Here is a 13,983-nt window from a genome sequence, read left to right as displayed (position 1 = left end):
GACCGAAGAAGGAGAATGCTCCTTCTTTTTTTGTGTTTAAAGCATCAAGAAGATGCTATTGGCTGGTGCTTCATTTGGTAATGAAAAACAACTACAAAAACAGCCGATAACAATTATTCACCTGTTATCGGCTGTTTTTTATCAATAATCATCTTTTTCATGAAGGGGCAAAGTCACCGTAAAGGTAGAACCAATTTTGGGGAAACTGTCAACCTTGATGCTGCCACCTAATAATTTGGTATAGTCTTTAACGATAGCCAGCCCAAGTCCAGTGCCGCCAGAATTGCGGGCGCGGGCTTTGTCCACCCGATAAAACCGCTCAAAAATCCGTTCCTGATCTTCTTCATCGATGCCGATGCCTTGATCCTGCACTTGAAATAACAGCTGGTCGTCTTGCTCTGAATAGGATAATGTGATGACACCACCAGGTTTTGAATAGGTGACAGCATTTTCTACCAGATTTTTTACGATGGGCTGCAGCAGCTCTTTTTTGGTAGATAAAATGAAGGGTTCGGGTCCTTCAAATTGAAAGGTCAATTGCTTCTTAGCAGCTGCGGGACCATAGGTTTGAACGACTTGTTGCAGCAGCTCAGAAAAGTTGATCGGTTGGTCGACATACTGGAAAGAATCACTGTCTTGAGACAGTTGGATGATATCTTGTATTAGATTTTTCAAGCGATAAGCATCTTTTTGAATGATCTCTAAAAAGGTCTGCAATGTTTCTGGGTCTTCTTTGGCGCCGTCCAGCAGTGTTTCGGTAAACCCAATCAAGGAAGTTACCGGCGTTTTTAATTCATGGGAAACATTGCCGACAAAATCTTTTTGCATTTTTTCTAATTGTCGGATGCGCGTCAAGTCATAAGAAATACCAATCAACTGGTTTTCTTGGAAGCTTCGCAAGGTAACATCCAAGACTTTTGAACGTTCCCCGCTAAGGGTGGTTTCCGCATGGAAAATAGGGGTCTCGTCGTTAAATTGATAGATCAATTGGATCAGTTGTGTGTCATGAATCACTTCAGTGAAGGGCTGCGGCAAGGTTGGCGCATTTTCCATCCCCAACTGTTCTTGCATCGTCGGATTCAACAGCAGCAGTTGATTTTCTTCATTAATGATAAAGACACCGATCATCAGTTCACTGAGCAAGCCGTACAGCTGTTGTTCAGATGCCGCATAGGCACGATAGGTCTGGCTCATTTGTTCGCTCAGCTGATTGATCAGTTGATACAACTCATCATGTTCAGGGGTTTCTTGCATAATGATTGCTTGTTGATCGGGCGAGGTGATCATTTTTTTTACGACGGGCAGAATCGTTTGGATTGGACGATTCCGCTGACGCAGCGTGTGGAAAATCAGCAGGCTGATCAAGAAACAAAAGACAAGATAGACAATCAAGATCGATTGCTTGATTCCTTGGTTTTTCGCAAAAAAAGCAGCAGTCGGTTCTGCGATCCGCAAGATTTGAGTTAAGTTTCCATCTTCTTTGACAGGAATCGCCACGTAAAGCAATTCTTCATGCAAGGTGTCGCTTTCCCGCAACGATTGACCAACGGCGCTTCCGCGCAAAACGGCTTGAACCTCTGGACGATCGGAGCGGTTTTCATGGAGGGTATGATCATAAGTATCGAAAATGATTTGGCCTTGATCATCTAACAAAGTGATGCGGCTATTGCTGTCTTGAACATAGGCATCGGCAAATTGTTCGAGCGCTGCGGTTTGGTTATCTGAGAGATTCAAAAACACAGCGGCTTTCTCTTGCAGAAAATCCACTTGCTGGGCGATGACTTGCTGACGGTAAAAACTGCTTAGAACTTGCCAACACAGGAAAAAAATCAGCAATAGACCGATTGACCATAAACCATAGCCATAGCGTTTTTTCATTGGGTCGGCTCCTGAAATTTATACCCAAATCCTCGAACGGTCACCAAGTATTCTGGACGCTTGGGATCAGCTTCCAATTTTTCTCTTAAATGACTGATGTGAACATCCACGATGCGACTTTGTCCATCAAAGTCAAAATTCCAAATACGATTGAGTAAGGTATCGCGATCGATCACGCGGCCTTTACGTTTCATAAAGTAAACCAGCAGCTCGAACTCTTTCGGGGTCAGGAAGATTTTCTCCCCATCCACACTGACCTGGAAATTGGTCAGATCGGCTTGAATTCCGCCGATTTGCAAGATTTCTGCAGGTTGATCTTCTTCTCGTGCTTGTTGACGAGGTTCTAAGCGACGGAAGATGGCCTTCATTCGAGCCAATACTTCTCGAGGGCTGAAGGGTTTCGTCAAGTAGTCGTCAGCCCCGATCTCTAAACCCAAAATCCGGTCGATCGGATCATCTTTTGCGGTCAAGACGAGGATCGGTGTCTCGATTTTTTCTTGCCGTAATTTCTTTGTGATTTCGATGCCGTCCAAATTCGGCAGCATGACATCCAAGATGATAAAGTCAAAAGGTTTTGACAACGCCAAGTCGAAGGCTTTTTGACCATCTGAGGCGGAAACGACTTGATAGCCCTCTTTTTCTAAATTAAAAGTTAAAAGTGTGACGATTGAAGGTTCATCATCGACAACGAGTATTTTTTTCATGATAGACTCCTTTCGTTTCTTTTTTTCAAGAAACGATTAAATTTCAACGAACAAGTCCTATTTTAGCATGAATAGACAATTGGTACTATTGCAACCACTAAATAAATGCTATAATAAAGGACGATTTCATAGGAAAGCTGAGGGTGCTAAATGATTGGAATCAGTGCGTGTCTAGGCGGTGCCCTTTGCCGCTACGATGGAAAACATCAAGCAGTACCACAATTGATCGAACTTGTTCGTGCGGGTCAAGCAATGATGGTCTGTCCAGAAGTTCTTGGCGGCTTGCCGATTCCACGCGAACCGGCCGAAATCGTCGGTGGCGATGGGGTGGATGTTTGGGCGCAACGAGCGAAGGTCGTCACCATTTCAGGAGAAGACGTGACGGAACAATTTACTAAAGGCGCGAAAATTGCTTATCAAAAATTACAAGAGCAAGGCATCACCCAACTGATCTTAAAAGAGAAAAGTCCCTCTTGTGGCAGTCAGACGATTTATGATGGCAATTTTTCTGGAATCAAAAAAACAGGGGTCGGTGTCGCTTGTGCCTATTTTCGACAACAAGGCATGACTGTTTTGTCCGATGTCGAATGGCTTGCAAAACAGGAGGAAGCAAATGGAAATTGAAAAGACCAATCGCATGAATGCGTTGTTTGAGTTTTATTCCACGTTATTGACGGAAAAACAGATGAATTACATGGAATTGTATTACGCAGATGATTTTTCTCTAGGAGAAATCGCTGAAGAGTATCAAGTTAGCCGTCAAGCAGTCTATGACAACATCAAACGCACCGAACGTATTTTAGAAGACTATGAAAAAAAACTACATATGTTTTCGGATTATATCATGCGGGAAGACTTGCTGGATCAGCTAAGCGAGTATACGAAAACCCACTATCCAAAAGACGAAACCTTACAGGGGTTTATTCAACAGCTCCAAGAAATTGAAGAATAAAGGAATGAAAAAAAATGGCATTTGAAAGTTTAACTGAACGCCTCCAGCAGGCAATGAGCAAACTGCGCAGAAAAGGAAAAGTATCTGAAGCAGATGTAAAAGAAATGATGCGTGAGATTCGTCTAGCTTTATTAGAAGCCGACGTCAATCTGCAAGTTGTAAAAGAGTTTACCAAAAATGTCCGTGAACGGGCAGTGGGGGTAGAAGTATTAGAAAGCCTATCTCCAGCGCAACAAATCGTTAAGATCGTTGATGAAGAATTAACCAAAACATTAGGATCAGAAACAGTTGGGATCGAAAAATCACCGAAGATCCCAACGATCATCATGATGGCTGGTTTGCAAGGGGCAGGGAAAACCACCTTTGCTGGGAAATTAGCCAACCATTTGATCAAAACCGAAAACGCACGTCCATTAATGATCGCTGGTGACGTGTACCGACCAGCTGCGATCGACCAGTTGAAAGTATTAGGGCAGCAATTGGATGTACCTGTTTTTGATATGGGAACTGATGTCAGCCCAGTTGAAATCGTCCGCCAAGGATTGGCTTTGGCTCGGGAAAAGAAAAATGACTACGTTTTGATCGATACGGCGGGTCGTTTGCATATCGACGAAAACTTGATGGAAGAGCTAAAACAAATCAAGGACTTGGCACAGCCAAATGAAATTTTACTGGTAGTAGATGCGATGACAGGACAAGATGCTGTCAACGTGGCGGAAAGCTTCAATCAACAACTGGGGATCACAGGGGTAGTCATCACCAAGCTAGATGGCGATACTCGTGGCGGGGCGGCATTGTCGATTCGTCAAGTTACGGGCGCTCCAATCAAGTTCACTGGTACCGGTGAAAAATTGACCGACCTTGAAGTATTCCATCCAGATCGGATGTCTAGTCGGATTCTCGGTATGGGTGATATGCTGACTTTGATCGAAAAAGCACAGCAAGATTACGACGAGAAAAAAGCAGAAGAACTTGCTCAAAAAATGAAGGAAAACTCCTTCGACTTCAATGACTTTGTCGAACAGATCGATCAAGTTATGGGCATGGGCCCAATTGAAGATCTCTTAAAAATGATTCCGGGAATGAGTCAAATGCCTGGTATCGAAAATGTCAAAGTTGATCCGAAACAAATTGCTCGACAAAAAGCCATGGTTTATTCTATGACACCAGCTGAACGGGAAAATCCTGATTTGTTAAATCCAAGCCGTCGCCGCCGTATTGCTGCTGGTTCTGGAAACAGTGTCGTCGAAGTCAACCGTATGATCAAACAATTCAAAGAATCTCGCAAAATGATGCAGCAAATGAGTAAAGGGAATATGAACATTCCTGGCATGGATCAAATGTTTGGCGGCGGTGTCAAAGGGAAACTTGGAAAAATGGCCATGAACCGCATGGTCAAGAAACAAAAGAAGAAAAAGAAAAAACGCAAATAATTGTTTAACACTGATAGGAACTGAGAACTGAACCTTATCTTTGTGTAATTAAAAAACATGATCTGAAAAGGCACCAAATCGAGAAGCTGTACCTGCTGATTCTAGCAACTGCAGCTCCTCAGATTGCCTTCTTCAGGTCATGCTTTTTTATGCTCACAGCGTCCTCTTTAAATGAACTCCTTCAAAGAACATCAAATAGAACATCTAGAGAACATCCTTTTTTATAGAGAAAGCCAGCTTTCTACCGAATATCTCAAATCGTCCAAGAGTCAAAAATAGCGATCAACTATCGTTGCGAGCACCTCTAAAAATAGGATAGAAGCAGAACATTCGTGCTTTCTGTTAAATGGTGCTACTATTAATTTATAGCAAGTATGAAAGGAGTTTTTTACGATGACAAACAAAGATCGCATTGAAGGAAAAGTAACCGAAACAAAAGGGAAACTTACAGGAGATGACTCCGAAGAATTAAAAGGCAAAACCCAAAATAAATATGGGAAAGCCAAAGATAAGGTTGAAGATTTTGCGGATGATGTTTCTCGTAAAGTAAATGACTTCTTTGACAAAAAAGACGACGACAAACCTAGACATTAAACTTAAAAGCATCCCTGCAACAAGAACATGTTGCAGGGATGCTTTTTTATATTCCACTGATTTGTTTGTTTTTTCGTTTGTACCACCAATTCATCAGCGCTTTAGGATAGACAAGCAGCAAACTGATGAATAAGCAGGCAACCAGTAATAAACCGAGCCGAAGGGCGATGTTCCAAAGACTGACATCATACCCCTCATAGAGATTACGGTAAAAAATTTCTAGTGGGTAATAAGAAATCATGGATAAATAGAACCAAGTTCCCAAAGAAAGCAGCCAATAAACTGGTGCGCGCAATTTAGGGATCGTTATATAATCACCGTCATTTTCTAAAGAGATTTTCGAGAACACTTTTTCGGCAGCCAGAATCAGCAAGCCGCTCAAGCCGAGGTAAAGGAGCAGCAGCCACCAAGGGTAGACATATCCTTGCGGCCAATCGATCCAGGTTTGAAAAGGAATCAGAAAATCCCCATGACCAAGAAACACAAAACTAAAAAACTCGCGGGTACATTGGAAAAAGCTATACCCCATTGATCCTAGCGAAATAGTGAAGAAGACCGAGAGCACGCCAGTAAACAGATTCCCCAGCAAAACGCCTAACAAGAGACCTGCAGCAAATACTAGCAGATTCGTTGCCAAGGTACTAAGGGCAGAAAGCAGCACGTCTTGAAGCGGCACAGCGAGATAGCGAGCTGGGATCATCGTGTATTCGATCAGGATATGACCTAACAGACCCAACACTAAACAAGCGGTCAAGGGTAAGCCGATAAAAAGCAGTTTCTTGTGAAAGACGTGCTTTCTGCTAAAGGGTAAGGCAAATAAAAAGCGATTGAAATTGGTGCGGCCATCGACAAAAAAGGATAAGAAGCCCCAAATAAACAGGAAGACAATCACAAATTGATTCATGGTGGTCATATAAGGGCGATTGTAATAAATCTCATCAGGGGACTCATTGCTGATCGTCAATACCGCATCGCGGTATTCTGTTGCCGAATCAAAGTAAACCGGGGTTTCACCCTTGTAGCTTTTGACATAGTACTCTCGATTTTCGTTGAAATCTTTGATAAATTCTTCAGATGTCAAATAGCGTTCTTGCTGATGCCAGGCTTTTTGTGATTGCCAGCCATCACCAAGATACATTAAGAGTAAGACAAAACAAAAGCCGATCAGCAGCTTGCCGTAGCGTTCTTTAAATATATTGCTTAACATCGTTTTCCACCTCTATCCTTCCACTAATGCCTCTTGTCGTAAATTTGCTTCAAACAGATCTTCCAAGGTCAATGGCAATTCTTCGAAAACCAAAGGGTCAAGCTGCTGGATCTCAGCCGCCAGCTCTTTTGTGTAATTGTCAAACAAAGCGGTCAAGACTCGACCTTGTTTTTGAATCAGCTTGGAGCGCTGCTTGATAAGGGGAGGAATCTGCTTGCTGCGAAAGACGAGTTGAAGTTTGCGAGATTGTTCGCGAATCGTTTCCAAACGGTAGTCTCCTTCAATCGTTTTCCCTTTGATCAACAAGGCACGATCAATAATATGCTCTAATTCATTTAGATTATGGGAAGCGATCAATGCGGTACGATTCGACTCACTGAGGCTTTCCAGCAATAGTCCGATCACTTTTTTACGGACGATCACATCAAGACCATCAAAAGGTTCGTCTAACAGTAAGAACGTCGCATTTGAAGCGATCGCTAGAATCATCTTATAAAGACCTTGCATTCCTTTTGACATTCGCCGGTAAGAAAGCGTTAGCGGCAGACCATGGCTTTGCATCAATTCTAAATAAAGATTTTGATCAAAATTCGGATAAGCAAGCCGATAAAATTGATTGATTTTTTTTAACGAGTAGGCAGCCAGAAAGTTTTCTTTTTCATCGATATAAAAAAGCTGTTCTTTTAATTCCGGGTGCTGATCCAGGCGTTGGTTATCGATCGAAATCTCGCCATCATCTAGTAAATAATGTCCAGCGACCGTCCGAAACAGCGTGGTTTTCCCAGAACCATTGCGGCCGATCAATCCTACGAGTTCTCCTTTTTCCAAAGAGAAGTTCACGTTTTCTAAGATAATTGTTTGTTCCATTTTCTTGGTCACATGTTCGATCTTCACTGTGGATCGCCTCCTAACTCTTGTTCAAAGCCATTCATCCAATCACTCAGCTCACGCATGCTGATCTGTAGATGGCGTGCTTCGATCACCAATTCTTTCAAACGTTCTTTCACTTGTAAGATCCGAATCTCATCGCGTGGCAGATCCTCAGTAACTTTCACAAAGGTGCCTTTTCCTTTGATGGTGACAAGCACTTGCTCATTTTCCAATACTTTGTAGGCTTTGCTGACGGTATTTGGATTCATCAACAGGTGCTTGGCCATTTCACGAACCGAAGGCACTTGATCTCCGGCGGTTAGAACACCGTTCAGAATATCTTCTTTGATACTTAAAACCAATTGCTCATAGTAAGGTTTGCTGCTGGCTTTGTTAATACGAACCACAAAATCAGCTCCTTTCATTTATGTGTACTAGTATACGTAGTACACTAGTGGAAGTAAAGTCTTTTATGATAAAATAAACAAAAAGGAGCTGATGAGGACAATGGAACGATGTGAGTGGGCCAACAGTACACCAGCGATGCAGGAGTATCATGATACAATCTGGGGGAAACCTGAGTATGAGGATCAGCAGTTGTTTCGAAAATTGGTGTTAGATATGAATCAAGCAGGGTTGAGCTGGCAAACGATTTTAAATAAAATGGCGAATTTTGATGCGGCGTATGATCAGTTTGAAATCACCAAAGTAGCGAACTATACGGAAGAAAAAGTGGAAGAACTGATGATGAATCCAGGAATCATCCGCAATCGGCGAAAGATTGAAGCGGCGATCAGCAATGCCCAAGAAGTTTTAAAAATCCAGCAAGAATATGGTAGTTTCTCCGCATTCTTGTGGCAATATGTCGATCATCAGCCGATTATTAATGAATTTGAGCAGCAATCCGATGTACCGACCCATTCGGAAATCTCTGATCAGCTAGCGAAAGATTTGAAAAAGCGAGGGTTTAAATTTGTCGGAACGACCATTATTTACGCCTTTATGGAAGCTGTCGGCATGGTCAACGACCATTTAGTCACTTGTGTTTGTCGAACATCAGCAGCAAACAAAGAATAAAGGAGCGAGCATAATGGGAAAAGTGATATTCTATGGTGCGATCAGCCTCGATGGCTATTTAGCAGGTCTGAAGGATCAACTGGACTGGCTGTTTCAAACCGATACCGGTGTCGCCACGACTTATGAAGCATTTTTTGCAACCATCGATGCGACAGTGATGGGGAGAAAGACCTATCAAGAAGCAAAAAAACTTATGGATGGTGGACTGTTGTATCCCGAAACGACAAACTATGTTTTTTCCCGAACACAAAAAGAACCGTTGCCAGATGCAACGCTAGTGTCAACGGATCCAGTGGCATTTGTTTCAGCATTAAAACAAGAGGAAAACGTATGGGTAGTAGGGGGAGGTTCCTTACTAAAACCATTGCTGGAAGCTGATTTGATCGATGAATGGTTTATTCAAATCGCGCCGGTGTTTTTAGGAGAAGGCAAGCGACTGTTTGAACCGGGGGATTACTCGAGACGCTTGACGTTTGTTGAAACAAAACAGATGGGGGAACTGACAGAACTCCATTTTGTCCGAAAGTCTGTGTCAGGCAGCGAGTAAAAAGCGCAAACGATTATTCTTCACAGTAAAAAAGACCAAGAAACTCAGTGCCGAGTTTCTTGGTCTTTTTGTATGGAATCTTCATTAGTTGAATCGTTGAAAGAATTCAATATATTTTGCAAGGATCGTTTCGAAGAAGCTTACTGTATCTGGATTGATTTCATTGTTTTCATCGATCAAGTTTGTGATACCGCCAATGTAGGCTTCTGGTTGTTGCAGAGTAGGCATATCCAAAAAGACTAATGATTGACGCAAATGATGGTTCGCACCAAATCCAGCGATCGCTCCTGGAGAAACGCTGACGACTAAGGCTGGTTTGCCGCCCCAACTGCTCGCACCGTAAGGACGAGAACCAACATCTAAAGCATTTTTCAAGGCTGCAGGAACAGAGCGGTTGTATTCTGGTGTAAAGAAGAAGACACCATCAACGGCGCTTAATGCTTCACGAAATGCTGTCCATTCAGCAGGAACTTTTCCTTCAACTTCCAAATCTTCATTGTAAAAAGGCAAGTTGCCGATCTCGATGAAAGATGCTTCAAAACCTTCTGGTAATAGTGATGCGAATTTTTTCGCTACGAGTTTATTGTAAGAACCTTCCCGCAAGCTGCCGACGATAAAACCGATTTTTTTTGTCATGTAAAATTCCTCCTTGTTGTTTTCTACTCATTTATCTTACCAAAAGTAAGTGAATGGTGCAAATAAAACGATTTGACCTTAAAAAGGTTTCTCTAATATTCATGATACGTGTCCAGATTCATTCTGGCAAAAGATAACCATGCCGAAAAAACAGGAAAGAAAAACTTTTTTCAGCTGTAAAGAAAAAACTCTTTACACCATCAGAAAAACCTGTTAAACTAGCTCTTGTGATTAAATCAATGGAGGTGTAAATAATGGCAGTAAAAATTCGTTTAAAACGCATGGGTTCTAAAAAGAAACCTTTTTACCGTATCGTCGTAGCAGATTCACGTTCTCCTCGTGACGGACGTTTCATCGAGACAGTTGGTACTTACAATCCTTTACTAGACCCAGCTGAAGTAACAATCAAAGAAGATCTAGTTCTTGATTGGTTATCTAAAGGTGCGCAACCTTCAGATACAGTTCGTAACATCCTTTCTAAAGAAGGCGTTATGAAAAAACACCACGAAGCAAAATTCACTAAGAAATAAGGTGACTTTGGATGAAAGATTTGCAAGAATTAGTCTTAACGATCGTTTCACCACTTGTTACCAAACCTGAGGATATCAAGCTTGAGCTGGTAGAGTCAGATGATTTCTTGGAATATAATCTTACTGTGGCACCAGAAGATATTGGTCGTATCATCGGTAAACAAGGTCGGGTTGCCAAAGCAATTCGAACGATCGTTTACAGTGTACGGACAAATGGACCGAAAAAAGTTCGTTTGAATATCATTGATGGTAAATAAGCAAGAGTGTAAAGCATTTCTCAAAGAGAAATGCTTTTTTTTGTAAAATTCATGCTTAAGATGGAGGACAAAAAAGGATGGTTTTGAGATAATCAAAAATGAGGAGGTGCTTGTATGTCTCAACTAATCGCATGGATCGTCGTTCTTTTGATTCTCGTCTTTATTTATAAAATCGGTTCTTTTCTTTGGCGAACGCTAGGGATCTTGTTGTTGCTCTTTTTAATTTGGGTCTATCGTGAGGAGATCATGACCCAATTGAACCAATGGACACAAAACTTTCGTTGGGGCGACCTATCGACGATCGCCAATCAAGTTTGGCAATGGATCAAGGACGGCTTCCAATCACTGCAAAATTGGGTCACTAATCTTTAAAAAATCGACAAAAAAAATGACAGACAATCTGACTTGTTTGTCATTTTTTTTATTGAGGGGTATCCTTTGTATAAGGAGGGGAACATCATGAAAAAAGAACTAGGATTATTTGTTACGCTGCTAGCGATCGGAACCTTGGCTGGCTGTACTAATCAAAAAGACCAAGAAACCAGTCAAGCCAGTACAGCTGAAACAACAGCAACGACTATGGTGGAAAGTACCCAAACACAAAAAAGTAGTCAGTCAGAAACCAGTCAATCAAGTGCATCGACTAGTCAGGCGGTTTCTGAGGATTCTTCAAATACGAGTAGCACCACAGACATCTATAGCCAAATACAAGCGGTATTCCCTGATCTTGTCTTGCCAAAGGACGTTCCGCTTGCTTCGGGTAAAGTGTTGAATGCGGCCACAGCTGGCAGTCAATCCGATGCCTCGATTCTTTATTATGGACTTGATCAGCAATTGTCTCTCAATGACAAGGCATTGAACGAAGAAACACCGCTTGCTGCTTTTCAATCAAAAGAGTATCAATCAGCGGATGAAGCGGCTGCAGCGGTCAATGTAACAGCGGATGATGGCGGACAAGCCGTCGATCTCGGATATGGCATTACTGGGCATATGCAAGGAGCTGCTGGCTCCAGTTATTTGAGCTGGCAAGAAGGAAATTGGTCATTGACTGTTCGAGCAGTCAACCAAGAGGAGCAAGATCCTGTGCCGGTTGCCAAAGAAGTGGTAGCGTATCTAGAAGAAGCCATGCTTCCAGCACCTGAGGTCGGTCAAATCACTATCGATATGGGAAAAAATGACCATACAGCAACTACCGTGGTCTGGCAACAAGAAAAGATGCTTCGAACGGTGCAACATCAAGATGCACGTTCAGCATTGGAAATGGCCGTTTCAATGAATCAATAAGTTTCAGATTAGGACATTGCCCCTTTGATCGAGCGTCGAAGGGGTGTTTTTCGCGCGATGATTTTGAGGAAAACAGGGGGCGCTAGGAAACGGCTAGAATTCGCTACTTTGCTATGCTAAAATAGAACAGAAGTTAGAAGAAATGGGGAACGAACGTGACAGAATATTTAAACGTAGGGAAAATCGTCAATACACATGGGATCCGTGGAGAAGTACGAGTGATATCACAAACGGATTTTCCAGAAGAACGCTACCGTAAAGGGGCTGAATTGACACTTTTTCGTGAAAATAAAGAGCCATTACCATTGATTGTTTCAGGTCATCGCAAACATAAAAATTTTGATTTGTTAACGTTTGAGGGCTATCCTAACATCAACGACGTTGAACCGTTTCGTAACGGCATTTTAAAAGTTACCAAGGATGATTTGGTGGATCTAGCAGAAAATGAGTTTTACTACCATGAAATTATTGGTCTGGAAGTCGTCGACGAAGATGGCACAGTCATTGGTAAAGTCAAAGAGATCCTTTCACCAGGCGCCAATGATGTTTGGGTGGTACAGCGAAAAGGGAAGAAGGATGCCTTGATTCCTTATATCGAATCTGTTGTTCATACCATCGATCTTGAAAATGGTCAGGTCATCGTTGAGATCCCAGAAGGGTTGTTAGACGATGAGAATTGATGTGCTGACACTATTTCCACGAATGTTTGAAGGGCCTCTTGGAGAATCGATCATCGGTAAAGCACGGGAAAAGGGATTGTTAGAAATCAATGTCTCTAATTTCCGTGATTATTCTGACAACAAACATCAAACAGTGGATGACTATCCTTATGGTGGCGGAGCAGGAATGTTATTAAAAGTCCAACCTGTCTATGACAATATCAAAGCGATCGAAGAAGCGACACCAGAAACGAAAAAGCGGGTGATCCTATTAGACCCAGCGGGAAAACCCTTTGATCAAAAGATGGCGGAAGAATTCTCTACCGAAGAGCACCTTGTTTTTATTTGCGGTCACTATGAAGGCTATGATGAACGAATCCGTTCATTGGTCACTGATGAAGTGTCACTGGGCGATTACGTCTTGACTGGCGGCGAATTGGGGGCAATGGTCATGATCGATGCGACGGTCAGGCTATTACCAGAAGTTTTGGGCAATCAAACCTCCGCACAAACTGATTCTCATTCCACTGGTTTATTAGAGCATCCGCAATATACACGCCCGGCAGAGTTCAAAGGCATGAGAGTGCCGGAAGTTTTGATGAATGGCAATCATAAATTGATCGAGCAGTGGCAATTAAAAGAATCCTTGCGCCGAACGTATCAGCGACGTCCAGATATGCTGGAAACTTATCCGCTGACCGCTGAAATGCAGAAGCTTTTAAAAGAAATTGAAGACGAAGCGAAGACTGGCAAGTAAAATAGTGCCAGTTTTTTTGATATTCTGTGCCATGACAAGAAAATTCTCTTTACAGCCTGTGGTCGACTGTGGTAAGATATTTCAGTGAGTGTAAACTCAACTATTACGATGTTCCGCTGGAGCTTTCATGCTTTAAGAATGTTTGGGAATAAGGAGAATGATAAACATGAATCCATTGATTCAAGAACTAACTCAAGAACAATTACGTACTGACATCCCAGCTTTCCGTCCTGGGGACACTGTTCGCGTTCACGCGAAAGTTGTCGAAGGAACTCGCGAACGTATCCAGTTATTTGAAGGTGTTGTCATCAAACGCCGCGGTGCTGGTATCAGCGAAACTTATACAGTTCGTAAAGTATCAAACGGTGTAGGTGTTGAACGTACCTTCCCATTGCACACACCACGTGTTGCACAAATCGAAGTTGTTCGTTACGGTAAAGTACGTCGTGCAAAATTGTACTACTTGCGTGCATTACACGGAAAAGCAGCTCGTATCAAAGAAATTCGTCGTTAATCATTTATTATCAGATGAAGCAAAAGCCCTTGATTTCAAGGGCTTTTTTCTTTTGTTTGGCGTTATGTTCTATCATTTTAAAGT

19 protein-coding genes are annotated in these 13,983 nt (G+C 42.3%); 13 read left to right on the top strand and 6 right to left on the bottom strand.

Translation table 11 applies throughout. From position 1 onward, the window contains the following. Nucleotides 1–141: 141 nt before the first annotated feature. Both pnpS and IGJ25_RS13530 read right to left on the bottom strand, forming a co-directional pair. A complete protein-coding gene (gene pnpS / locus IGJ25_RS13535; protein WP_081116501.1) occupies nucleotides 142–1,878 on the bottom strand; it encodes a two-component system histidine kinase PnpS in 1,737 nt (578 codons plus the stop codon). Continuing rightward, complete coding sequence (locus IGJ25_RS13530) at nucleotides 1,875–2,582, bottom strand: response regulator transcription factor (RefSeq protein ID WP_005228895.1); 708 nt, start codon at nucleotides 2,580–2,582, stop codon at nucleotides 1,875–1,877. The genes pnpS and IGJ25_RS13530 overlap by 4 nt, the downstream gene beginning before the upstream one ends. A 150-nt stretch (nucleotides 2,583–2,732) precedes the next feature. On the opposite strand from IGJ25_RS13530, the gene IGJ25_RS13525 reads away from it, so the two are divergent. From IGJ25_RS13525 to IGJ25_RS13510, 4 genes are all read left to right on the top strand, one after another. Then, entirely contained in the window at nucleotides 2,733–3,206 is a 474-nt protein-coding gene (locus IGJ25_RS13525) for a DUF523 domain-containing protein (RefSeq protein WP_016608717.1), read from the top strand. Continuing rightward, nucleotides 3,196–3,534: a putative DNA-binding protein gene (locus tag IGJ25_RS13520; protein WP_005228897.1), complete on the top strand. Its 339-nt coding sequence runs from the start codon at nucleotides 3,196–3,198 to the stop codon at nucleotides 3,532–3,534. The genes IGJ25_RS13525 and IGJ25_RS13520 overlap by 11 nt, the downstream gene beginning before the upstream one ends. Nucleotides 3,535–3,548: 14 nt before the next feature. Then, nucleotides 3,549–4,967, top strand: coding sequence for a signal recognition particle protein (gene ffh / locus IGJ25_RS13515; RefSeq protein WP_005228902.1), 1,419 nt, complete (start codon nucleotides 3,549–3,551; stop codon nucleotides 4,965–4,967). A 393-nt stretch (nucleotides 4,968–5,360) separates the two neighbouring features. Further along, nucleotides 5,361–5,561 carry a CsbD family protein gene (locus tag IGJ25_RS13510; protein ID WP_005228904.1) on the top strand — a complete coding sequence of 67 codons (201 nt, stop codon included), beginning with the start codon at nucleotides 5,361–5,363 and terminating at the stop codon, nucleotides 5,559–5,561. A gap of 46 nt (nucleotides 5,562–5,607) precedes the next feature. Here IGJ25_RS13510 and IGJ25_RS13505 read toward each other — a convergent pair whose 3' ends face one another. Genes IGJ25_RS13505 through IGJ25_RS13495 form a run of 3 tightly spaced genes read right to left on the bottom strand, consistent with a single transcriptional unit; the run spans nucleotide 5,608 to nucleotide 8,045 of the window. Further along, nucleotides 5,608–6,768 (bottom strand): ABC transporter permease, encoded by a 1,161-nt coding sequence (locus IGJ25_RS13505; protein WP_167826978.1) that lies wholly within the window; start codon nucleotides 6,766–6,768, stop codon nucleotides 5,608–5,610. 12 nt (nucleotides 6,769–6,780) lie between these two features. Continuing rightward, a complete protein-coding gene (locus IGJ25_RS13500) occupies nucleotides 6,781–7,662 on the bottom strand; it encodes an ATP-binding cassette domain-containing protein (protein ID WP_015510136.1) in 882 nt (293 codons plus the stop codon). Next, nucleotides 7,659–8,045 carry a GntR family transcriptional regulator gene (locus IGJ25_RS13495; protein ID WP_005228910.1) on the bottom strand — a complete coding sequence of 129 codons (387 nt, stop codon included), beginning with the start codon at nucleotides 8,043–8,045 and terminating at the stop codon, nucleotides 7,659–7,661. Before IGJ25_RS13495 ends, IGJ25_RS13500 begins: the two co-directional genes overlap by 4 nt. A 100-nt stretch (nucleotides 8,046–8,145) precedes the next feature. On the opposite strand from IGJ25_RS13495, the gene IGJ25_RS13490 reads away from it, so the two are divergent. After that, nucleotides 8,146–8,715, top strand: a complete 570-nt coding sequence (locus IGJ25_RS13490) for a DNA-3-methyladenine glycosylase I (RefSeq protein WP_081116499.1) — start codon at nucleotides 8,146–8,148, stop codon at nucleotides 8,713–8,715. A 13-nt stretch (nucleotides 8,716–8,728) separates the two neighbouring features. Next, a complete protein-coding gene (locus IGJ25_RS13485; RefSeq protein WP_005228914.1) occupies nucleotides 8,729–9,262 on the top strand; it encodes a dihydrofolate reductase family protein in 534 nt (177 codons plus the stop codon). 84 nt (nucleotides 9,263–9,346) lie between these two features. Here the strand turns inward: IGJ25_RS13485 and IGJ25_RS13480 are convergent, their stop codons facing one another. Continuing rightward, nucleotides 9,347–9,898 (bottom strand): NADPH-dependent FMN reductase, encoded by a 552-nt coding sequence (locus IGJ25_RS13480; protein WP_005228916.1) that lies wholly within the window; start codon nucleotides 9,896–9,898, stop codon nucleotides 9,347–9,349. A 254-nt stretch (nucleotides 9,899–10,152) separates the two neighbouring features. Between IGJ25_RS13480 and rpsP the strand changes: the two genes are divergently transcribed. From rpsP to rplS, 7 genes are all read left to right on the top strand, one after another. Next, nucleotides 10,153–10,428, top strand: a complete 276-nt coding sequence (gene rpsP / locus IGJ25_RS13475; RefSeq protein WP_005228917.1) for a 30S ribosomal protein S16 — start codon at nucleotides 10,153–10,155, stop codon at nucleotides 10,426–10,428. Between the two features lie 11 nt (nucleotides 10,429–10,439). Then, a complete protein-coding gene (locus tag IGJ25_RS13470; RefSeq protein WP_005228918.1) occupies nucleotides 10,440–10,685 on the top strand; it encodes a KH domain-containing protein in 246 nt (81 codons plus the stop codon). Between the two features lie 114 nt (nucleotides 10,686–10,799). Next, complete coding sequence (locus IGJ25_RS13465) at nucleotides 10,800–11,057, top strand: hypothetical protein (RefSeq protein WP_005228919.1); 258 nt, start codon at nucleotides 10,800–10,802, stop codon at nucleotides 11,055–11,057. An 87-nt stretch (nucleotides 11,058–11,144) separates the two neighbouring features. After that, on the top strand, nucleotides 11,145–11,969 hold the full coding sequence (locus IGJ25_RS13460) for a hypothetical protein (protein WP_081116498.1): 825 nt from the start codon (nucleotides 11,145–11,147) through the stop codon (nucleotides 11,967–11,969). A gap of 155 nt (nucleotides 11,970–12,124) precedes the next feature. After that, nucleotides 12,125–12,649: a ribosome maturation factor RimM gene (gene rimM, locus IGJ25_RS13455; protein WP_081116497.1), complete on the top strand. Its 525-nt coding sequence runs from the start codon at nucleotides 12,125–12,127 to the stop codon at nucleotides 12,647–12,649. Further along, a complete protein-coding gene (trmD, locus tag IGJ25_RS13450; protein ID WP_081116496.1) occupies nucleotides 12,639–13,385 on the top strand; it encodes a tRNA (guanosine(37)-N1)-methyltransferase TrmD in 747 nt (248 codons plus the stop codon). Before rimM ends, trmD begins: the two co-directional genes overlap by 11 nt. Nucleotides 13,386–13,551: 166 nt before the next feature. Beyond that, a complete protein-coding gene (gene rplS / locus IGJ25_RS13445; RefSeq protein ID WP_002357176.1) occupies nucleotides 13,552–13,899 on the top strand; it encodes a 50S ribosomal protein L19 in 348 nt (115 codons plus the stop codon). The last annotated feature ends 84 nt before the right edge of the window (nucleotides 13,900–13,983 follow it).

It is taken from the genome of Enterococcus sp. DIV0240d (assembly GCF_051711245.1).
Lineage (GTDB): Bacteria > Bacillota > Bacilli > Lactobacillales > Enterococcaceae > Enterococcus_D > Enterococcus_D casseliflavus.
Note: the sequence above shows the minus strand (reverse complement) of the source record. Positions and strands in the feature narration are given on the sequence as shown.